The following is a 20,390-nucleotide window of genomic DNA, read 5'->3' on the forward strand; positions in this document are numbered from 1 at the left end:
TGCGACTGGAACGAAGTTGTCCCGAGGGACGGAAGCGTAATTAGGTAGAACGGCAACACACTGCTGGAACGCATAAAGGCCCACGATGCCCAGACGCGCCCGACAGCTGGCCCTCACCTGCTCACTTTCCCCTCGAGCCCATCGTTCACCCGTCGCAATCCCCGCCAAACCCGACTTGACCACCTAAGCTTCTGGTCAGCGAGCAGCCATCTACGCATCCTTCAACCCTGCGTAACTGGCGGAGCGAGAATTTTCCACCCCAGACCTATGCGACGAGGTTTATCTCCATGGCACTGACACGCGAACAGCAAATTGCAGCCCTTGAAAAAGACTGGGCTGAAAACCCGCGCTGGAAAGGCGTGACACGCGCTTACTCCGCTGCTGACGTCGTCCGTCTGCGCGGTTCGGTTCAACCTGAGCACACCCTGGCACGCATGGGCGCCGAGAAGCTCTGGAACCTGGTAACCCAAGGTGCCAAGCCGTCCTTCCGCCCTGAGAAAGATTTCGTCAACTGCATGGGCGCCCTGACCGGCGGCCAAGCTGTACAACAAGTCAAAGCCGGTATCCAGGCCATCTACCTGTCGGGTTGGCAAGTCGCTGCAGACAACAACTCTGCGGAATCGATGTACCCCGACCAGTCGCTGTACCCGGTGGATTCGGTTCCAACCGTGGTCAAGCGCATCAACAACTCGTTCCGTCGCGCCGACCAGATCCAGTGGAAAGCCGGCAAGAACCCGGGCGACGAAGGCTACATCGACTACTTCGCTCCAATCGTGGCTGACGCCGAAGCCGGTTTCGGCGGCGTACTGAACGCTTACGAACTGATGAAGAGCATGATCGAGGCAGGCGCCGCCGGCGTTCACTTCGAAGACCAGCTGGCATCGGTAAAAAAATGCGGCCACATGGGTGGCAAGGTACTGGTTCCCACCCAGGAAGCCGTGCAGAAACTGACCGCAGCTCGTCTGGCTGCTGACGTTGCCGGTACTCCGACCATCATCCTGGCACGTACCGACGCTAACGCTGCTGACCTGCTGACTTCCGACTGCGACCCGTACGACCAGCCATTCGTGACTGGCGAACGTACCCAGGAAGGCTTCTATAAAGTACGCGCCGGCCTCGACCAGGCTATCGCTCGCGGCCTGGCTTACGCTCCGTATGCCGACCTGATCTGGTGCGAAACCGCCAAGCCAGACCTGGACGAGGCCCGTCGCTTCGCCGAAGCGATCAAAAAGGAATACCCGGACCAACTGCTGTCGTACAACTGCTCGCCTTCCTTCAACTGGAAGAAAAACCTGGACGACGCGACCATCGCCAAGTTCCAGCGCGAACTGTCTGCCATGGGCTACAAGCACCAGTTCATCACCCTGGCCGGCATTCACAACATGTGGCACAGCATGTTCAACCTGGCGCACGACTACGCCCGCAACGACATGACTGCCTACGTGAAACTGCAAGAGCAGGAATTTGCCGACGCCGCCAAGGGCTACACCTTCGTGGCTCACCAGCAGGAAGTGGGCACCGGCTACTTCGACGACATGACCACCGTGATCCAGGGCGGCACCTCGTCGGTTACCGCACTGACCGGTTCGACCGAAGAAGAGCAGTTCCACTGATAGCGCTTCACGCCTGAATCGGCCATTGCAGACCCGCTACACACCTAACTGCAATGCCGCACCTCTGACGCCCCGACTGGTTCGGGGCGTTTTTTTGCCCCGGCTTTCGCTGGCGACCAAGCCGAGACTCGCCAGCATCAGGCGCTCGCCGCACCCCATCCACCGCACGATCAGCTCAATCCGGCAAAACATTGATCCAGAGCGGTGTCCAGGCAAGTAAAAAAAGGTAAAAGGTCGGCGTTCGGTACTTGTAGTAACGCGCATATAAAAAACAACTTTCCCGCCAGCCACCCGTACAACAGTTTAAAAACCATTCCAAACAATATTGATTATCATTTAGCCCATATAATATTCGTTACAGCTACCGCAAAACATAATTAACCAAATGCCCGCTAATGCCCGCATCGCCTGGCTTACGGGGCTTGCGAGGTGACCTATGTCCTTATTCCAATAAACAATTTCGCTATAGAGATTTTACTTGCCCGTTGTTTAGCCATAAAATCACCGCGATTGATTGCGCTGCGACATATCGTCACTGCTTTATTTCTTTATCAAGCTCAGAGACCTTTGCTCTCTGTTAAGGATTACCAGCATGCCCGAAGCGACAGGACTCATGGCCCACAACTGGGGCTTTGCCATTTTCCTTCTGGGTGTCGTCGGCCTTTGCGCCTTCATGCTCGGCGTCTCCAGCCTCCTCGGGTCAAAAGCCTGGGGCCGCAGCAAAAACGAACCGTTCGAGTCCGGCATGCTACCTACCGGTGGCGCCCGCTTGCGGCTCTCAGCCAAATTCTATCTGGTCGCGATGCTGTTCGTGATCTTCGATATCGAAGCCCTTTTTCTCTTTGCCTGGTCTGTGTCCGTCCGCGAAAGCGGCTGGACCGGATTCGTCGAAGCTCTCGTTTTCATAGCAATTCTGTTGGCAGGTCTTGTCTACCTATTTCGAGTGGGCGCCCTTGATTGGGCTCCGGAAGCTCGTCGTAAGCGGCAGGCGAAGCTAAAACAATGAGGCTTTGGCGATGCAATACAATCTCACCAGGATCGACCCCGATGCTCCTAACGAGCAGTATCCGATCGGCGAACGGGAAACCGTTTCCGATCCGTTAGAAGATCAAGTCCACAAAAACATCTACATGGGCAAGCTGGAAGACGTGCTGAACGGCGCGGTCAACTGGGGACGTAAGAACTCCCTGTGGCCGTACAACTTCGGCCTTTCCTGCTGCTATGTGGAAATGACCACCGCCTTCACGGCGCCCCACGACATCGCGCGCTTTGGCGCCGAGGTTATCCGGGCATCGCCGCGTCAGGCGGATTTCATGGTTATTGCCGGAACCTGCTTCATCAAGATGGCGCCGATCATTCAGCGTCTCTACGAGCAAATGCTCGAGCCGAAGTGGGTTATCTCCATGGGTTCGTGCGCCAACTCCGGTGGCATGTACGACATCTACTCCGTGGTTCAGGGGGTGGATAAATTCCTGCCCGTGGACGTCTACGTGCCTGGCTGCCCGCCTCGCCCCGAAGCTTTCCTGCAAGGCCTGATGCTGCTGCAGGAATCGATCGGCAAGGAGCGTCGCCCACTTTCCTGGGTCGTCGGCGATCAAGGCGTATACCGCGCCGAGATGCCTTCGCAAAAGGAACAGCGCCGCGAACAGCGTATTCAGGTCACCAACCTGCGCAGCCCAGACGAAGTCTGATCCAGCTCTGTTCTTACAAAGAAACGAGAAACTGGCTTCATTCTTTACGTTGACCCAAAGCGATAAAAAACCATGACTACAGGCAGTGCTCTGTACATCCCGCCTTATAAGGCAGACGACCAGGATGTGGTCGTCGAACTCAATAACCGTTTTGGCCCTGAGGCGTTCACCGCCCAGGCCACCCGCACCGGCATGCCGGTGCTGTGGGTTACCCGCGCCAAACTTGTCGAAGTCCTGACCTTCCTGCGCAACCTGCCCAAGCCGTACGTCATGCTCTATGACCTGCACGGCGTGGACGAGCGTCTGCGCACCAAGCGCCAGGGCTTGCCGGGCGCCGACTTCAGCGTCTTCTATCACCTGCTGTCGATCGAACGTAACAGCGACGTGATGATCAAGGTCGCCCTGTCCGAAAGCGACCTCAGCCTGCCGACCGTGACCGGCATCTGGCCCAACGCCAACTGGTACGAGCGCGAAGTCTGGGACATGTTCGGCATCGACTTCCCGGGCCACCCTCACCTGTCGCGCATCATGATGCCGCCGACCTGGGAAGGTCACCCGCTGCGCAAGGACTTCCCGGCGCGCGCCACCGAATTCGACCCGTTCAGCCTGACCCTGGCCAAACAGCAACTGGAAGAAGAAGCCGCACGCTTCAAGCCGGAAGACTGGGGCATGAAACGCTCCGGGGCCAACGAGGACTACATGTTCCTCAACCTGGGTCCGAACCACCCTTCGGCTCACGGTGCGTTCCGCATCATCCTGCAACTGGACGGTGAAGAGATCGTCGACTGCGTACCGGACATCGGCTACCACCACCGTGGTGCCGAGAAGATGGCCGAGCGTCAGTCCTGGCACAGCTTCATTCCCTACACCGACCGTATCGACTACCTCGGCGGGGTGATGAACAACCTGCCGTACGTGCTCTCGGTCGAGAAGCTGGCCGGCATCAAGGTGCCGGAGAAGGTCGACGTCATCCGCATCATGATGGCCGAGTTCTTCCGTATCACCAGCCACCTGCTGTTCCTGGGGACCTATATCCAGGACGTCGGCGCCATGACCCCGGTGTTCTTCACCTTCACCGACCGCCAGAAGGCGTACACGGTGATCGAAGCCATTACCGGTTTCCGCCTGCACCCGGCCTGGTACCGCATCGGTGGCGTCGCCCACGACCTGCCGCGCGGCTGGGACAAGCTGGTCAAGGACTTCGTCGAATGGCTGCCCAAGCGCCTCGACGAGTACACCAAGGCCGCCTTGCAGAACAGCATCCTCAAGGGTCGTACCATCGGCGTTGCCGCCTACAACACCAAAGAGGCCCTGGAATGGGGCGTCACCGGTGCCGGGCTGCGTTCCACCGGTTGCGACTTCGACCTGCGTAAAGCGCGTCCATACTCCGGCTACGAGAACTTCGAGTTCGAAGTGCCGCTGGCCGCCAACGGCGATGCCTATGACCGCTGCATGGTCCGCGTCGAAGAAATGCGCCAGAGCATCAAGATCATCGACCAGTGCATGCGCAACATGCCGGAAGGCCCGTACAAGGCGGATCACCCGCTGACCACGCCGCCGCCCAAAGAGCGCACGCTGCAGCACATCGAGACCTTGATCACGCACTTCCTGCAAGTTTCGTGGGGCCCGGTGATGCCGGCCAACGAATCCTTCCAGATGATCGAAGCGACCAAGGGCATCAACAGTTATTACCTAACGAGCGATGGCGGCACCATGAGCTACCGCACCCGGATTCGTACCCCAAGCTTCCCGCACCTGCAGCAGATCCCTTCGGTGATCAAAGGCAGCATGGTCGCGGACTTGATCGCGTACCTGGGTAGTATCGACTTCGTTATGGCCGACGTGGACCGCTAAGCATGAACAGCACGCTTATCCAGACAGACCGTTTCGCCCTGAGCGAAACCGAGCGCTCGGCCATCGAGCACGAGCTGCATCACTACGAAGACCCGCGCGCGGCGTCTATCGAAGCCCTGAAGATCGTCCAGAAGGAACGTGGCTGGGTGCCCGATGGCGCCCTGTACGCCATCGGCGAGATCCTCGGCATCCCGGCCAGCGACGTTGAAGGCGTGGCGACGTTCTACAGCCAGATCTTCCGCCAGCCGGTCGGCCGTCACATCATCCGCGTCTGCGACAGCATGGTCTGCTACATCGGCGGCCATGAGTCAGTGGTCAGTGAGATCCAGAGCAAGCTCGGTATCGGCCTCGGCCAGACCACCGCCGACGGCCGCTTCACGCTGCTGCCGGTGTGCTGCCTGGGCAACTGCGACAAGGCGCCGGCGTTGATGATCGACGACGACACTTTCGGTGACGTACAGCCTGCTGGCGTCGCCAAACTGTTGGAGGGCTACGTATGACCCTGACATCCTTCGGCCCTGCCAACCGCATCCAGCGCAGCGCAGAAACCCACCCCCTGACCTGGCGTCTGCGTGACGACGGCGAGCCGGTCTGGCTCGACGAATACCAGGCCAAGAACGGTTATGCCGCGGCGCGCAAAGCATTTGCCGACATGTCCCAGGACGATATCGTCCAGACCGTGAAAGACGCAGGCCTCAAGGGCCGCGGCGGTGCAGGCTTCCCCACGGGCGTGAAGTGGGGGCTGATGCCCAAGGACGAATCCATCAACATCCGCTACCTGCTGTGCAACGCGGATGAAATGGAACCCAACACCTGGAAAGACCGCATGCTGATGGAGCAACAGCCCCATCTGCTGATCGAAGGCATGCTGATCAGTGCCCGCGCACTGAAAACCTACCGTGGCTACATCTTCCTGCGTGGCGAATACACCACCGCCGCCAAGCACCTCAACCGTGCCGTGGAAGAAGCCAAGGCCGCAGGCCTGCTGGGCAAGAACATCCTGGGCAGCGGCTTCGATTTCGAGCTGTTCGTCCACACCGGTGCCGGGCGTTACATCTGCGGTGAAGAAACCGCACTGATCAACTCCCTCGAAGGCCGCCGCGCCAACCCGCGCTCCAAGCCGCCCTTCCCTGCCGCCGTAGGCGTGTGGGGCAAGCCGACGTGCGTGAACAACGTCGAGACCCTGTGCAACGTGCCGGCGATCATCGGCGACGGCGTGGACTGGTACAAATCCCTGGCCCGCGAAGGCAGTGAAGACCACGGCACCAAGCTGATGGGCTTCTCCGGCAAAGTGAAGAACCCCGGCCTGTGGGAGCTGCCATTCGGCGTGACCGCGCGCGAATTGTTCGAAGACTACGCCGGCGGCATGCGCGACGGCTTCAAGCTCAAGTGCTGGCAGCCAGGCGGCGCCGGTACCGGCTTCCTGCTGCCTGAACACCTGGACGCACAAATGTACGCCGGCGGCATCGCCAAAGTCGGCACCCGTATGGGTACCGGCCTGGCCATGGCGGTGGACGACAGCGTCAACATGGTGTCCCTGCTGCGCAACATGGAGCAGTTCTTCGCCCGCGAATCCTGTGGCTTCTGCACCCCTTGCCGCGATGGCCTGCCATGGAGCGTCAAGCTGCTGATGGCCCTCGAGAAAGGTGAAGGGCAAGCCGGCGATATCGAGACCCTACTGGGTCTGGTCGGCTTCCTCGGCCCAGGCAAGACCTTCTGTGCTCACGCACCGGGTGCCGTGGAGCCGTTGGGCAGTGCCATCAAATACTTCCGTCCAGAGTTCGAAGCCGGCATCGCGCCTACCAGCGCCGCCGTCCCGCCTCTGGCCCGACCGATCGTAGTCGGCGCGTAACGCTTAAAAAGGCGAAGGGTCCGTACTCTTCGCCTTCTCATGTGCTGACGCCTTGAAGGCTGTGTTGATGCACATGAATAACAAGATTCCATTAGCCACGCCCGCTGACAACGGGCCAACGAAGAACTTTGAACCATGGCCACTATCCACGTAGACGGCAAAGCGCTCGAAGTCGATGGGGCGGACAACCTGTTACAGGCGTGTCTGTCACTAGGCCTCGACATCCCTTATTTCTGCTGGCACCCCGCTCTTGGTAGCGTCGGTGCCTGTCGCCAGTGTGCGGTCAAGCAGTACACCGACGAGAACGACACCCGTGGTCGTATCGTCATGTCCTGCATGACGCCAGCCACCGACAACACCTGGATCTCCATCGAAGATGAAGAATCCAAGGCGTTCCGCGCCAGCGTTGTCGAATGGCTGATGACCAACCACCCGCACGACTGCCCTGTGTGCGAAGAGGGCGGTCACTGCCACCTGCAAGACATGACCGTAATGACGGGCCACAACGAACGTCGTTACCGCTTCACCAAGCGCACCCACCAGAACCAGCAACTGGGCCCGTTCATTTCCCACGAAATGAACCGCTGCATCGCCTGCTACCGCTGCGTGCGCTTCTACAAAGACTACGCCGGCGGCACCGACCTGGGCGTATTCGGCGCCCACGACAACGTGTACTTCGGTCGCGTTGAAGACGGCGTGCTCGAAAGCGAGTTCTCCGGCAACCTCACCGAGGTCTGCCCGACCGGTGTGTTCACCGACAAGACTCACTCCGAGCGCTACAACCGCAAGTGGGACATGCAGTTCTCGCCGAGCATCTGCCATGGCTGCTCCAGCGGTTGCAACATCTCCCCGGGCGAGCGTTACGGCGAACTGCGGCGCATCGAGAACCGTTTCAACGGTTCGGTGAACCAGTACTTCCTCTGCGACCGTGGCCGTTTCGGCTATGGCTACGTCAACCGCGAAGACCGCCCACGCCAGCCATTGCTGGCCGGTGGCGCCAAGCTGACCCTCGACGAAGCCCTGGATAAAGCCGCCGACCTGCTGCGCGGCCGCAACATCGTCGGTATCGGTTCGCCACGCGCCAGCCTCGAAAGCAACTACGCGCTGCGTGAACTGGTAGGCGCCGAGCACTTCTACTCCGGTATCGAAGCTTCCGAGCTGGAGCGCATCCGCCTGGTCCTGCAAGTGCTGAACGACAGCCCGCTGCCAGTGCCAAACATGCGCGACATCGAAGACCATGACGCGATCTTCGTCCTCGGCGAAGACCTGACCCAGACCGCTGCCCGCATGGCCCTGGCCCTGCGCCAGTCGGTCAAGGGCAAGGCCGAAGACATGGCCGACGCCATGCGCGTCCAGCCTTGGCTCGACGCCGCGGTGAAAAACATCGGCCAGCACGCGCTGAACCCGCTGTTTATCGCCAGCCTGGCTGAAACCAAGCTCGACGACATCGCCGAAGAGTGCGTGCACGCTGCACCGGACGACCTGGCCCGCATCGGTTTCGCCGTGGCCCACGCCCTGGACGCCAGCGCCCCTGCCGTCGACGGCCTGGACAGCGAAGCCCTGGAACTGGCCAAGCGCATTGCCGACGCCCTGCTCGCGGCCAAGCGCCCGTTGATCATCGCCGGCACCTCCCTGGGTTCCAAGGCACTGATCGAAGCCGCCGCCAACATCGCCAAGGCCCTGAAGCTGCGCGAGAAAAACGGCTCCATCAGCCTGATCGTGCCGGAAGCCAACAGCCTCGGCCTGGCCATGCTCGGCGGCGAGTCGGTGGACGCCGCCCTGCAAGCGGTGATCGACGGCAATGCCGACGCCATCGTGGTCCTGGAAAATGACCTGTACACCCGCACCGATTCGGCCAAGGTCGATGCCGCGCTGGATGCCGCGAAAGTGCTGATCGTCGCCGATCACCAGAAGACCGCCACCAGCGACCGCGCGCACCTGGTCCTGCCAGCGGCCAGCTTCGCCGAAGGCGACGGCACCCTGATCAGCCAGGAAGGCCGCGCCCAGCGTTTCTTCCAGGTGTTCGATCCGAAGTACATGGACGCCAGCATCCTGGTTCACGAAGGCTGGCGCTGGCTGCATGCCCTGCGCGCCACCCTGCTGAACCAGCCGATCGACTGGACTCAGCTCGACCACGTGACGGCTGCCGTCGCCTCCAGCGCACCGCAACTGGCCCGTATCGTCGACGCCGCGCCGTCCGCCGCGTTCCGCATCAAGGGCATGAAACTGGCCCGCGAGCCGCTGCGCTACTCCGGTCGTACCGCCATGCGCGCCGATATCAGCGTGCACGAGCCACGTACTCCGCAAGACCCGGACACCGCGTTCGCCTTCTCCATGGAAGGTTACTCGGGTTCGGCTGAGCCTCGTCAGCAGGTGCCTTTCGCCTGGTCGCCAGGCTGGAACTCGCCACAGGCCTGGAACAAATTCCAGGACGAAGTCGGTGGTCACATTCGCGCGGGCGACCCGGGCACCCGCCTGATCGAAACCCAGGGCGACAAGCTGAACTGGTTCGCCAGCGCGCCACGGGCCTTTTCGCCGGCCCAGGGCACCTGGCAAGTGGTGCCGTTCTATCACCTGTTCGGCAGCGAAGAGAACTCTTCGAAAGCCGCCCCGGTGCAGGAGCGCATTCCCGCTGCCTACGTGGCCCTGGCCAAGTCCGAAGCGGACCGCCTGGGAGTCAACGACGGCGCCCTGCTCAGCCTGAACGTGGCGGGCCAGACCCTGCGCCTGCCGCTGCGCATCAACGAAGAACTGGGCGCTGGCCTGGTTGCCCTGCCGGCAGGTCTGGCGGGTATTCCACCGGCGATTTTCGGCAAAACCGTTGATGGTCTGCAGGAGGCAGCGCAATGACCTGGTTCACCCCTGAAGTGATCGACACCATCATCGCGGTGGTCAAGGCCATCGTGGTGCTGTTGGCCGTGGTGGTTGCCGGCGCCCTGCTCAGCTTCGTCGAACGTCGCCTGCTGGGCTGGTGGCAGGACCGTTACGGTCCGAACCGCGTCGGCCCATTCGGCATGTTCCAGATCGCTGCCGACATGCTGAAAATGTTCTTCAAGGAAGACTGGACTCCGCCGTTTGCCGACAAGGTGATTTTCACCCTGGCACCGGTTGTGGCCATGAGTGCCTTGCTGATCGCCTTCGCGATCATCCCGATCACCCCGACCTGGGGCGTCGCGGACCTGAACATCGGCCTGCTGTTCTTCTTCGCCATGGCCGGTCTTTCGGTCTACGCGGTGCTGTTCGCCGGCTGGTCGAGCAACAACAAGTTCGCCCTCCTGGGTTCCCTGCGGGCTTCGGCCCAGACCGTGTCCTATGAAGTGTTCATGGGCCTGGCGCTGATGGGCATCGTGGTCCAGGTCGGCTCGTTCAACATGCGCGACATCGTCGAGTACCAGGCGCAGAACCTGTGGTTCATCATTCCGCAGTTCTTCGGCTTCTGTACCTTCTTCATCGCTGGCGTGGCCGTGACTCACCGTCACCCCTTCGACCAGCCGGAAGCGGAGCAGGAACTGGCCGACGGTTACCACATTGAATACGCCGGCATGAAATGGGGCATGTTCTTCGTTGGCGAGTACATCGGCATCATCCTGATCTCGGCACTGCTGGTGACTCTGTTCTTCGGTGGCTGGCACGGTCCGTTCGGCATCCTGCCGCAACTGGCCTTCGTCTGGTTCGCCTTGAAGACCGCGTTCTTCATCATGCTGTTCATCCTGCTGCGCGCCTCTATCCCGCGTCCGCGTTATGACCAGGTGATGGACTTCAGCTGGAAATTCTGCCTGCCGCTGACCCTGATCAATTTGCTGGTGACCGCTGCGGTTGTGTTGTTGAACACGCCAGCGGGCGCGGTTCAGTGAGGATTTGACCCATGTTCAAATATATTGGCGACATCGTTAAGGGTACTGGTACCCAGTTGCGCAGCCTGGTGATGGTTTTCGGCCATGGCTTTCGCAAACGCGACACCCTGCAGTACCCGGAAGAAGCCGTGTACCTGCCACCGCGCTACCGCGGCCGCATCGTCCTGACCCGTGATCCCGACGGCGAAGAGCGCTGCGTAGCCTGCAACCTGTGCGCCGTGGCGTGCCCGGTGGGTTGCATCTCGCTGCAGAAAGCTGAAACCGAAGACGGTCGCTGGTACCCGGACTTCTTCCGCATCAACTTCTCGCGCTGCATTTTCTGCGGCCTCTGCGAGGAAGCCTGCCCGACCACCGCAATCCAGCTCACGCCGGATTTCGAAATGGCCGAGTTCAAACGTCAGGACCTGGTTTACGAGAAAGAAGATCTGCTGATCTCCGGCCCCGGAAAAAACCCTGATTACAACTTCTATCGTGTTGCAGGTATGGCCATTGCCGGTAAGCCAAAAGGCTCCGCGCAAAACGAAGCCGAGCCGATCAACGTGAAGAGCTTGCTGCCTTAAGGAAGAAAGATGGAATTCGCTTTCTATTTCGCGTCAGGTGTTGCCGTTGTGTCCACATTGCGTGTGATCACCAACACTAACCCTGTGCACGCCCTGCTCTACCTGATCATTTCGCTGATCGCCGTGGCCATGACGTTCTTCAGTCTCGGTGCGCCGTTTGCTGGCGTACTGGAAGTGATCGCCTATGCCGGCGCCATCATGGTGCTGTTCGTGTTCGTGGTGATGATGTTGAACCTGGGCCCGGCCTCGGTTCAGCAAGAGCGTATCTGGCTCAAGCCCGGCATCTGGATCGGACCGGTGATTCTCAGCGCCCTGCTGCTGGCTGAACTGCTGTATGTGCTGTTCAGCCATCAGAGCGGCGCCAGCATCGGTCACACCGCCGTGGACGCCAAGGCCGTAGGCATCAGCCTGTTCGGTCCTTACCTGCTGGTGGTCGAACTCGCCTCGATGCTGCTGCTTGCTGCAGCGGTCACGGCATTCCACCTGGGCCGCAACGAGGCGAAGGAGTAACTCATGCCTACTATCTCTATGGGTTCTATCCCGCTGGAACATGGCCTGGCAGTCGCCGGGATCCTGTTCTGCCTGGGCCTGGTCGGCCTGATGGTGCGCCGTAACATTCTCTTCGTGTTGATGAGCCTGGAAATCATGATGAACGCCGCTGCCCTGGCGTTCATCGTGGCCGGTGCCCGTTGGGCGCAGCCGGATGGACAGATCATGTTCATCCTGGTGATCAGCCTTGCAGCCGCCGAGGCCAGTATTGGCCTGGCAATCCTGCTGCAACTGTACCGCCGCTTCCATACGCTCGATATCGACGCTGCCAGTGAGATGCGCGGATGAACCTTATCTTTCTGACTTTCGTATTCCCCCTGATCGGTTTCCTGCTGCTGTCGTTCTCCCGTGGACGCTTCTCGGAAAACCTCGCCGCCCTGATCGGCGTCGGCTCCATCGGCCTCTCGGCCATCGTGGCGGCCTATGTGATCTGGCAATTCAACGTCGCTCCGCCCGAGGCTGGCCACTACACCCTGGTGCTGTGGCAGTGGATGGCGGTGGAAAACTTCACCCCTAACTTCGCCCTGTACATCGACGGCCTGTCGATCACCATGCTGGGCGTCGTGGTCGGTGTCGGCTTTCTGATCCACCTGTTCGCGTCCTGGTACATGCGCGGCGAAGCCGGTTACTCGCGCTTCTTCGCCTACACCAACCTGTTTATCGCCAGCATGCTGTTCCTGGTCCTGGGCGATAACCTGTTGTTCCTGTACTTCGGCTGGGAAGGCGTGGGCCTGTGCTCCTACCTGTTGATCGGTTTCTACTACAGCAACCGCAACAACGGTAACGCGGCACTCAAGGCCTTTATCGTCACCCGTATCGGCGACGTGTTCATGGCCATCGGCCTGTTCATCCTGTTCCAACAGGTCGGCACGCTGAACATCCAGGAACTGCTGGTGCTGGCACCGCAGAAATTCCAGGCCGGCGACTTCTGGATCACCCTGGCGACCCTGATGCTGCTGGGCGGCGCTGTCGGTAAATCCGCGCAGCTGCCATTGCAGACCTGGCTGGCGGACGCGATGGCCGGCCCGACCCCGGTATCGGCACTGATCCACGCCGCGACCATGGTCACCGCAGGTGTCTACCTGATCGCCCGTACCCACGGCCTGTTCACCCTGGCGCCGGAGATCCTGCACCTGGTGGGCCTGGTCGGCGGCGTGACCCTGGTCCTGGCCGGCTTTGCCGCGCTGGTACAGACGGACATCAAGCGGATCCTCGCCTACTCGACCATGAGCCAGATCGGCTACATGTTCCTGGCCCTGGGCGTCGGCGCCTGGGACGGCGCGATCTTCCACTTGATGACCCACGCCTTCTTCAAGGCCCTGCTGTTCCTTGCTTCCGGTGCGGTGATCGTTGCCTGCCACCACGAGCAGAACATCTTCAAGATGGGCGGCCTGTGGAAGAAACTGCCGTTGGCCTACGCCAGCTTCATCGTCGGCGGCGCGGCCCTGGCGGCCTTGCCTCTGGTGACCGCGGGCTTCTACTCCAAGGACGAGATCCTCTGGGAAGCCTTCGCCAGCGGCAACCATGGCCTGCTGTACGCCGGTCTGGTCGGTGCGTTCATGACTTCGCTGTATACCTTCCGCCTGATCTTCATCGCGTTCCACGGTGAAGCGAAGACCGAAGCCCACGCCGGTCACGGCATCGCTCACTGGCTGCCACTGTCGGTGCTGATCGTATTGTCCACCGCCATTGGCGCGATGATCGTTCCGCCGCTGCACGGCGTGCTGCCACAGAGCGTTGGCCATGCCGGCGGCGAAGCCAAGCACAGCCTGGAAATCGCTTCGGGCGCCATCGCCCTGGCCGGTATCCTGCTGGCAGCCCTGTTGTTCCTTGGCAAGCGTCGCTTTGTGACCGCCATCGCCAACAGCGGCATCGGGCGTCTGCTCTCGGCCTGGTGGTTCGCCGCCTGGGGCTTCGACTGGATCTACGACAAACTGTTCGTCAAGCCGTATCTGGCCATCAGCCACGTACTGCGCAAAGACCCGCTCGACCAGACCATCGGTTTGATCCCGCGTATGGCCAAAGGCGGACACAACGCCCTGAGCCGTACCGAAACCGGTCAACTGCGTTGGTATGCCGCCTCGATGGCTGCTGGTGCCGTGCTGGTTATCGGCGCCATCGTGCTGGTAGCGGTCTGACATGAACCTTGCGAACTTGCGAAAGGAATTGAGCCCGTCATGATTCTGCCTTGGCTAATCCTGATCCCCTTCATCGGCGGCCTGCTGTGCTGGATGGGTGAGCGCTTCGGCGCCACCCTCCCCCGCTGGATTGCGCTGTTGACCATGACCCTGGAACTCGCTCTCGGCCTCTGGCTGTGGGCCCATGGTGACTATTCATTTGCACCGGCGCCGGGCGCCGATCCGACCTGGGCGCTTGAGTTCAAGCACATCTGGATCCAGCGCTTCGGCATCAGCGTGCACCTGGCGCTGGACGGCCTGTCGCTGCTGATGATCCTGCTGACCGGCCTGCTGGGTATCCTCTCGGTACTCTGTTCCTGGAAAGAGATTCAGCGTCACGTGGGTTTCTTCCACCTGAACCTGATGTGGATCCTGGGCGGCGTGGTCGGCGTGTTCCTCGCCCTCGACCTGTTCATGTTCTTCTTCTTCTGGGAAATGATGCTGGTGCCGATGTACTTCCTCATCGCGCTCTGGGGTCACAGCTCTTCGGACGGCAAAAAGACCCGTATTTATGCGGCGACCAAGTTCTTCATCTTCACCCAGGCTTCCGGCCTGATCATGTTGGTGGCGATCCTCGGTCTGGTCCTGGTCAACTTCAACAACACCGGCGTGATTACCTTCAACTACGCCGACCTGTTGAAAACCAAGATGTCGTTGACCACCGAGTACATCCTGATGCTCGGTTTCTTCATCGCTTTCGCGGTGAAGCTGCCGGTGGTGCCGTTCCACTCCTGGCTGCCTGATGCTCACGCCCAGGCGCCAACCGCCGGTTCCGTGGACCTGGCGGGCATCCTGCTGAAGACCGCTGCCTATGGTCTGCTGCGCTTTGCCCTGCCGCTGTTCCCGAACGCCTCGGCCGAGTTCGCTCCCATCGCCATGACCCTGGGTCTGATCGGGATTTTCTACGGTGCATTCCTGGCCTTCGCCCAGACCGACATCAAGCGTTTGATCGCCTTCTCCAGCGTTTCGCACATGGGCTTCGTGCTGATCGGGATCTACTCCGGCAGCCAGCTCGCCCTGCAAGGCGCAGTGATCCAGATGCTGGCCCACGGTGTTTCGGCAGCCGCGCTGTTTATCCTCAGCGGCCAGTTGTACGAGCGCACTCACACCCGCGACATGCGTGAAATGGGTGGCCTGTGGTCGAAGATCGCCTACCTGCCGGCCATCAGCCTGTTCTTTGCCGCCGCTTCCCTGGGCTTGCCGGGCACTGGCAACTTCGTCGGCGAGTTCCTGATCCTGATCGGCACCTTTGTCGCCGCGCCATGGATCACGGCGATTGCCACCTCGGGCCTGGTGTTCGGTTCGGTCTACTCGCTGATCATGATCCACCGCGCCTACTTCGGCCCGTCCAAGTCGGACGCGGTCCTGCATGGCATGGATGCTCGCGAACTGATCATGGTGCTCGGCCTTGCGGTGTTGCTGATCTATATCGGCGTCTACCCGCAACCGTTCCTCGATACCTCTGCCGCCACGATGCATGGCGTGCAGCAATGGCTCGGTACCGCCTTCACTCAACTCGCTTCGGCACGGTAAGAGCGCTATGGAATTCACGATTCAACACTTTATCGCGCTAGCGCCGTTGTTGATCACCAGCGCCACGATCATCGTGGTGATGCTGGCGATCGCATGGCGCCGCAACCACTCACAGACCTTCCTGATTTCCGTGGCCGGTCTGAACCTGGCCTTGCTGTCGATCCTCCCAGCCTTGAAAGTCGCGCCACTGGCCGTGACCCCACTGCTGCAGATCGACTCGTTCGCCTGCCTGTACATGGCGTTGATCCTGGTCGCCACTCTGGCCTGTGTCACCCTCGCTCACGCCTACCTCGGCGATGGCGGTACCGGTTACCCGGGCAACCGTGAAGAGCTGTACCTGCTGATCCTGATGGCCGCCGCCGGTGGCCTGGTCCTGGTCAGCGCGCAGCACCTGGCTGGCTTGTTCATTGGCCTGGAACTGCTGTCGGTACCGGTCTACGGCCTGGTGGCCTATGCCTTCTTCAACAAGCGTTCCCTGGAAGCCGGCATCAAGTACATGGTGCTGTCGGCCGCCGGTTCCGCGTTCCTGCTGTTCGGCATGGCCATGCTCTACGCCGATGCCGGCAGCCTGAGCTTCGTCGGGATCGGCCAGGCCATCGCGGCCACCGGCCTGCCAAGTTCCCTGGCTCAGTTGGGCCTGGGCATGATGCTGATCGGCCTGGCGTTCAAACTGTCGCTGGTGCCGTTCCACCTCTGGACCCCGGACGTCTACGAAGGTGCTCCGGCACCGGTGGCGGCGTTCCTGGCCACCGCTTCCAAGGTGGCGGTGTTCGCAGTGATGGTGCGTCTGTTCCAGATCTCGCCAGCGGCCAGCAGCGGCGTGCTGAGCACCGTGCTCAGCGTGATCGCCGTGGCGTCGATCCTGTTCGGTAACCTGCTGGCACTGACCCAGAGCAACCTCAAGCGTCTGCTGGGTTACTCGTCCATCGCCCACTTCGGTTACCTGCTGATCGCCCTGGTGGCGAGCAAGGGCCTGGCCCTGGAAGCCATCGGCGTGTACCTGGTCACCTACGTCATCACCAGCCTCGGTGCATTCGGCGTGATCACCCTGATGTCCTCGCCTTACAAAGGCCGCGACGCAGACGCCCTGTACGAATACCGCGGCCTGTTCTGGCGCCGTCCGTACCTGACCGCCGTACTGACCGTGATGATGCTGTCCCTGGCCGGTATCCCGCTCACCGCAGGCTTTATCGGCAAGTTCTACATCATTGCCACCGGTGTCGAGTCGCACCAGTGGTGGCTGGTGGGTTCCCTGGTACTGGGCAGCGCCATCGGCGTCTTCTACTACCTGCGCGTGATGGTCACCCTGTACCTGATCGAGCCGAACCTGCGTCGCCACGATGCGCAATTGCACTGGGAGCAAAAGGCAGGCGGCGTGATGCTGCTGGCCATCGCCCTCCTGGCGTTCTTCCTCGGCGTCTACCCGCAACCGCTGCTGACCCTGGTCCAGCAGGCAGGCCTCGCGGGCTGATCGCTCAAGGGCGAACTGCAGTACAACAGAACGGCGCCTTCGGGCGCCGTTCTGCATTCAGGCCCTGCCCTTCTTACCCGGCATTTACAGAAAAGCCCTTCAACCTTTGCCAACCTGCCTGACAGCCCATATCAGGCCCAGGCAGTAAGGTTGAGCCACAGGCTAATAAACCGAGTGGAGGTGGTTGATGAAACGGCAAAGATTCGCCGAACGGCCGGAAGGCCTCGACGCCCCGGCTGATGAACGTCTAGGCAGCAAAGGCCAGCCAGGCAGTGCCAAGCCATGGGGCACGACAGGCAAACGTCACACAGAAAAACGGCACCCGAAGGTGCCGCCCCTGTCGCAATCGGTAGCTGTTACTTGCGCGCCGCCTCCCACGACTTGATCAGCTCGTTGTAGCTCACGGTCTCGCCCTTGGGCTTCTCGTTGGCCAGTTTCGGTTTTGGCGCGCCGGGTTGATCGAACCAGTATTGCGCGTCACGCTCAGGGTTCATTTTCGGCCCGCACACCGGCTGGACTTTCGAGCGTTCAAGCCGGGTCATGATCGCGTCCTGGTCCTTGGCCAGGCCATCGAGGGCTTGTTGCGGGGTTTTCTCGCCGCTGGCGGCTTCCGAAATATGGCTCCACCACAACTGCGCCAGGCGAGGGTAGTCCGGCACGTTGGTCCCGGTCGGGGTCCATTGCACCCGGGCCGGGCTGCGATAGAACTCCACCAGGCCACCGAGCTTCGGCGCCAGGTCGGTCATGGCTTGCGAGTTGATGTCCGATTCGCGGATCGGCGTCAGGCCGACGATGGTTTTCTTCAGCGACACGGTTTTCGAGGTCACGAACTGTGCATAGAGCCAGGCCGCGAGTTTCTGTTTCTCCGGTGTGGACTTCATGAAGGTCCAGGAGCCCACGTCCTGATAACCCAGCTTCATGCCCTCCTCCCAGTAAGGCCCGCGCGGTGAAGGTGCCATGCGCCATTTCGGCGTACCGTCGGCGTTCATCACCGCCAGGCCCGGCTTGGTCATGTCGGCGGTGAAGGCGGTGTACCAGAAGATCTGCTGGGCGATATTGCCCTGGGACGGCACCGGCCCGGATTCGGAGAACGTCATGCCGGCCGCTTCCGGTGGTGCATAGGCCTTGAGCCAGTCGACGTACTTCTGCGTGGCAAACACCGCCGCCGGGCCGTTGGTGTCGCCGCCACGGGTCACGCTGGAACCCACCGGGTGGCAGTCCTCGACGCGAATCCCCCACTCGTCCACCGGCAAGCCGTTGGGCAGGCCCTTGTCGCCGCCACCGGCCATGGAGAACCAGGCATCGGTGAAGCGCCAGCCCAGGGATGGGTCCTTCTTGCCGTAGTCCATGTGGCCGTAGACCCGCTTGCCGTCGATCTCCTTGACGTCCTCGGTGAAGAACTTGGCGATGTCTTCATAAGCCGACCAGTTGACCGGCACCCCCAGCTCGTAGCCGTATTTCTCCTTGAACTTGGCTTTCAGGTCGGCGCGCTCGAACCAGTCGGCGCGGAACCAGTAGAGGTTGGCGAACTGCTGGTCCGGCAGTTGGTAGATTTTGCCGTCTGGCGCGGTGGTAAAGGAGATGCCGATAAAGTCCTTGATATCCAGGGTCGGCGAGGTGAAGTTCTTGCCTTCATTGGCCATCAGGTCGGTGATGGATTCGGTCTTGCCATAGCGAAAGTGCGTGCCGATCAGGTCCGAATCGTTAACCCAGCCATCGTAGATATTTTTGTCGGACTGCATCTGGGTCTGGAGTTTTTCCACCACATCGCCTTCTTGCAGCAAGTCGTGGGTCAACTTGATCCCGGTGATTTCGCTGAAGGCCTTGGCCAGCACCTTGGACTCGTACTCGTGGGTGGTCAGGGTTTCCGAAACCACGTTGATTTTCATGCCACGAAACGGCTCGGCGGCCTTGATGAACCACTTCAGCTCTTCCAACTGCTGGGCTTCGCTCAAGGTGGATGGCTTGAATTCGCTGCCTATCCATTTCTTCGCCGCGTCTTCATAGGCGTCGGCCCAGGCCGTAGCGCTCAACCCGCTGAGAGCCAGCATGGCTGCCAATGAAACGCTATGTCGCAGCTTATTGTTTTTGTCGAACATAGAGACCTCCTGGTTAAATTTCGGAGCGGGGTCGCCGAACACCACACAGCTAACCCCAACGCATCACAGCCAACAGCCACACCAGGGACAGCGCGGACGCCACCCAAATGCTCCAGTCGGTCAGGCCAATCACCATCAGGTGCAGGTAGGCACTGCCGAGAAGACCGATAAACAGCCGATCGCCACGGGTGGTGGCAATCGGTAACAAGCCCCGTCGCGGGATGCTGGGCGAGCGCAACTCCCAGGTGGTCATGCCGGTCAGGATCAAGGCGATTGCGACAAAGAACGCTGCCGTGGGCGTGGTCCAGGCCATCCATTCCATCATCAGTTCCTCAGACCCGGCCCAGGGCAAAGCCCTTGGCCACGTGGTTGCGAACAAACCAGATCACCAGCATGCCCGGCAGGATGGTCAGTACCCCGGCCGCCGCCAGCACCCCCCAGTCGATGCCTGAAGCCGACACCGTGCGGGTCATGACCGCAGCGATCGGCTTGGCATTCACCGAAGTCAGGGTGCGCGCCAGCAACAGCTCGACCCAGGAAAACATAAAGCAGAAAAACGCCGTGACGCCGATCCCCGAGCCAATCAGCGGGATGAAGATCTTGATGAAGAACTTGGGAAAACCGTAGCCATCGATGTAGGCGGTTTCGTCGATTTCCTTGGGCACCCCTGACATGAATCCCTCGAGGATCCACACCGCCAACGGCACGTTGAACAGGCAGTGGGCCAGCGCCACCGCAATATGGGTGTCGAACAAGCCGATGGAGGAATAGAGCTGGAAAAACGGCAGCAGGAACACCGCCGGCGGCGCCATGCGGTTGGTCAGCAGCCAGAAGAACAGATGCTTGTCGCCAAGGAACCGATAGCGGGAAAACGCGTACGCCGCCGGCAGCGCCACGCTGAGGGAGATCACCGTATTCAGGCTCACGTAGTACAGCGAATTGAGGTAACCGCTGTACCAGCTGGGATCGGTAAAGATCACCTTGTAGTTGGCCAGGGTGAAATCCTGGGGAAACAGCGTCAGGCCGCCGAGGATTTCGCTGTTGCTCTTGAAGGACATGTTCAGCAGCCAGTAGATCGGCACCAGCAGGAACAGGATGTAGACCAGCAGAGGAATGACCTTCTTCATGGGAGTACCA

The 20,390-nt window shown here is 60.9% G+C and carries 17 protein-coding genes; 14 read left to right on the plus strand and 3 right to left on the minus strand.

The window, feature by feature from the left end:
- Positions 1-287 precede the first annotated feature (287 nt).
- From aceA to nuoN, 14 genes are all read left to right on the plus strand, one after another.
- Positions 288-1,613, plus strand: coding sequence for an isocitrate lyase (aceA, locus tag ACOZJV_RS30330; protein ID WP_020296744.1), 1,326 nt, complete (start codon positions 288-290; stop codon positions 1,611-1,613).
- A 592-nt stretch (positions 1,614-2,205) separates the two neighbouring features.
- Positions 2,206-2,619: an NADH-quinone oxidoreductase subunit A gene (locus ACOZJV_RS30335; protein ID WP_003223812.1), complete on the plus strand. Its 414-nt coding sequence runs from the start codon at positions 2,206-2,208 to the stop codon at positions 2,617-2,619.
- Positions 2,620-2,629: 10 nt separating this feature from the next.
- Positions 2,630-3,304, plus strand: coding sequence for a NuoB/complex I 20 kDa subunit family protein (locus ACOZJV_RS30340; protein WP_020296745.1), 675 nt, complete (start codon positions 2,630-2,632; stop codon positions 3,302-3,304).
- A 72-nt stretch (positions 3,305-3,376) separates the two neighbouring features.
- Positions 3,377-5,158, plus strand: coding sequence for an NADH-quinone oxidoreductase subunit C/D (nuoC, locus tag ACOZJV_RS30345; protein ID WP_020296746.1), 1,782 nt, complete (start codon positions 3,377-3,379; stop codon positions 5,156-5,158).
- Between the two features lie 2 nt (positions 5,159-5,160).
- Positions 5,161-5,658 (plus strand): NADH-quinone oxidoreductase subunit NuoE, encoded by a 498-nt coding sequence (gene nuoE, locus ACOZJV_RS30350; protein WP_007970445.1) that lies wholly within the window; start codon positions 5,161-5,163, stop codon positions 5,656-5,658.
- Positions 5,655-7,010 carry an NADH-quinone oxidoreductase subunit NuoF gene (gene nuoF / locus ACOZJV_RS30355; RefSeq protein ID WP_020296747.1) on the plus strand — a complete coding sequence of 452 codons (1,356 nt, stop codon included), beginning with the start codon at positions 5,655-5,657 and terminating at the stop codon, positions 7,008-7,010. Before nuoE ends, nuoF begins: the two co-directional genes overlap by 4 nt.
- A 135-nt stretch (positions 7,011-7,145) precedes the next feature.
- Positions 7,146-9,860, plus strand: a complete 2,715-nt coding sequence (gene nuoG / locus ACOZJV_RS30360) for an NADH-quinone oxidoreductase subunit NuoG (protein ID WP_421549204.1) — start codon at positions 7,146-7,148, stop codon at positions 9,858-9,860.
- Positions 9,857-10,864 (plus strand): NADH-quinone oxidoreductase subunit NuoH, encoded by a 1,008-nt coding sequence (nuoH, locus tag ACOZJV_RS30365; RefSeq protein WP_020296749.1) that lies wholly within the window; start codon positions 9,857-9,859, stop codon positions 10,862-10,864. The genes nuoG and nuoH overlap by 4 nt, the downstream gene beginning before the upstream one ends.
- Positions 10,865-10,875: 11 nt before the next feature.
- Entirely contained in the window at positions 10,876-11,424 is a 549-nt protein-coding gene (gene nuoI, locus ACOZJV_RS30370; protein ID WP_007920177.1) for an NADH-quinone oxidoreductase subunit NuoI, read from the plus strand.
- A gap of 9 nt (positions 11,425-11,433) precedes the next feature.
- Positions 11,434-11,934, plus strand: coding sequence for an NADH-quinone oxidoreductase subunit J (gene nuoJ / locus ACOZJV_RS30375; protein ID WP_020296750.1), 501 nt, complete (start codon positions 11,434-11,436; stop codon positions 11,932-11,934).
- Positions 11,935-11,952: 18 nt separating this feature from the next.
- Positions 11,953-12,261, plus strand: a complete 309-nt coding sequence (nuoK, locus tag ACOZJV_RS30380) for an NADH-quinone oxidoreductase subunit NuoK (RefSeq protein WP_020296751.1) — start codon at positions 11,953-11,955, stop codon at positions 12,259-12,261.
- Positions 12,258-14,111 (plus strand): NADH-quinone oxidoreductase subunit L, encoded by a 1,854-nt coding sequence (nuoL, locus tag ACOZJV_RS30385; RefSeq protein ID WP_078473592.1) that lies wholly within the window; start codon positions 12,258-12,260, stop codon positions 14,109-14,111. The genes nuoK and nuoL overlap by 4 nt, the downstream gene beginning before the upstream one ends.
- Before the next feature lie 39 nt (positions 14,112-14,150).
- Positions 14,151-15,683: an NADH-quinone oxidoreductase subunit M gene (nuoM, locus tag ACOZJV_RS30390; RefSeq protein ID WP_201131645.1), complete on the plus strand. Its 1,533-nt coding sequence runs from the start codon at positions 14,151-14,153 to the stop codon at positions 15,681-15,683.
- A 7-nt stretch (positions 15,684-15,690) separates the two neighbouring features.
- The gene (nuoN, locus tag ACOZJV_RS30395; protein ID WP_201131646.1) at positions 15,691-17,154 is read left to right on the plus strand and encodes an NADH-quinone oxidoreductase subunit NuoN; all 1,464 of its coding nucleotides are present in this window, start codon (positions 15,691-15,693) and stop codon (positions 17,152-17,154) included.
- 356 nt (positions 17,155-17,510) lie between these two features.
- Here the strand turns inward: nuoN and ACOZJV_RS30400 are convergent, their stop codons facing one another.
- From ACOZJV_RS30400 to ACOZJV_RS30410, 3 genes are read right to left on the minus strand one after another with little or no spacing between them, the layout of a single operon-like run.
- Positions 17,511-19,253, minus strand: coding sequence for an extracellular solute-binding protein (locus ACOZJV_RS30400; protein WP_020296755.1), 1,743 nt, complete (start codon positions 19,251-19,253; stop codon positions 17,511-17,513).
- 49 nt (positions 19,254-19,302) lie between these two features.
- Positions 19,303-19,575: a DUF2160 domain-containing protein gene (locus ACOZJV_RS30405; RefSeq protein WP_020296756.1), complete on the minus strand. Its 273-nt coding sequence runs from the start codon at positions 19,573-19,575 to the stop codon at positions 19,303-19,305.
- 10 nt (positions 19,576-19,585) lie between these two features.
- A complete protein-coding gene (locus ACOZJV_RS30410; protein WP_020296757.1) occupies positions 19,586-20,380 on the minus strand; it encodes a carbohydrate ABC transporter permease in 795 nt (264 codons plus the stop codon).
- Positions 20,381-20,390: the final 10 nt, after the last annotated feature.

The organism is Pseudomonas sp. QD4, from assembly GCF_049199125.1.
In the GTDB taxonomy this organism is placed as follows: Bacteria; Pseudomonadota; Gammaproteobacteria; order Pseudomonadales; family Pseudomonadaceae; genus Aquipseudomonas.

Excerpts from the sequence above, each read along its gene's own strand:
- aceA (WP_020296744.1), top strand. The coding sequence starts at position 288 with ATGGCACTGACACGCGAACAGCAAATTGCAGCCCTTGAAAAAGACTGG.
- ACOZJV_RS30335 (WP_003223812.1), top strand. The coding sequence starts at position 2,206 with ATGCCCGAAGCGACAGGACTCATGGCCCACAACTGGGGCTTTGCCATT.
- ACOZJV_RS30340 (WP_020296745.1), top strand. The coding sequence starts at position 2,630 with ATGCAATACAATCTCACCAGGATCGACCCCGATGCTCCTAACGAGCAG.
- nuoC (WP_020296746.1), top strand. The coding sequence starts at position 3,377 with ATGACTACAGGCAGTGCTCTGTACATCCCGCCTTATAAGGCAGACGAC.
- nuoE (WP_007970445.1), top strand. The coding sequence starts at position 5,161 with ATGAACAGCACGCTTATCCAGACAGACCGTTTCGCCCTGAGCGAAACC.
- nuoF (WP_020296747.1), top strand. The coding sequence starts at position 5,655 with ATGACCCTGACATCCTTCGGCCCTGCCAACCGCATCCAGCGCAGCGCA.
- nuoG (WP_421549204.1), top strand. The coding sequence starts at position 7,146 with ATGGCCACTATCCACGTAGACGGCAAAGCGCTCGAAGTCGATGGGGCG.
- nuoH (WP_020296749.1), top strand. The coding sequence starts at position 9,857 with ATGACCTGGTTCACCCCTGAAGTGATCGACACCATCATCGCGGTGGTC.
- nuoI (WP_007920177.1), top strand. The coding sequence starts at position 10,876 with ATGTTCAAATATATTGGCGACATCGTTAAGGGTACTGGTACCCAGTTG.
- nuoJ (WP_020296750.1), top strand. The coding sequence starts at position 11,434 with ATGGAATTCGCTTTCTATTTCGCGTCAGGTGTTGCCGTTGTGTCCACA.
- nuoK (WP_020296751.1), top strand. The coding sequence starts at position 11,953 with ATGGGTTCTATCCCGCTGGAACATGGCCTGGCAGTCGCCGGGATCCTG.
- nuoL (WP_078473592.1), top strand. The coding sequence starts at position 12,258 with ATGAACCTTATCTTTCTGACTTTCGTATTCCCCCTGATCGGTTTCCTG.
- nuoM (WP_201131645.1), top strand. The coding sequence starts at position 14,151 with ATGATTCTGCCTTGGCTAATCCTGATCCCCTTCATCGGCGGCCTGCTG.
- nuoN (WP_201131646.1), top strand. The coding sequence starts at position 15,691 with ATGGAATTCACGATTCAACACTTTATCGCGCTAGCGCCGTTGTTGATC.
- ACOZJV_RS30400 (WP_020296755.1), bottom strand. The coding sequence starts at position 19,253 with ATGTTCGACAAAAACAATAAGCTGCGACATAGCGTTTCATTGGCAGCC.
- ACOZJV_RS30405 (WP_020296756.1), bottom strand. The coding sequence starts at position 19,575 with ATGGAATGGATGGCCTGGACCACGCCCACGGCAGCGTTCTTTGTCGCA.
- ACOZJV_RS30410 (WP_020296757.1), bottom strand. The coding sequence starts at position 20,380 with ATGAAGAAGGTCATTCCTCTGCTGGTCTACATCCTGTTCCTGCTGGTG.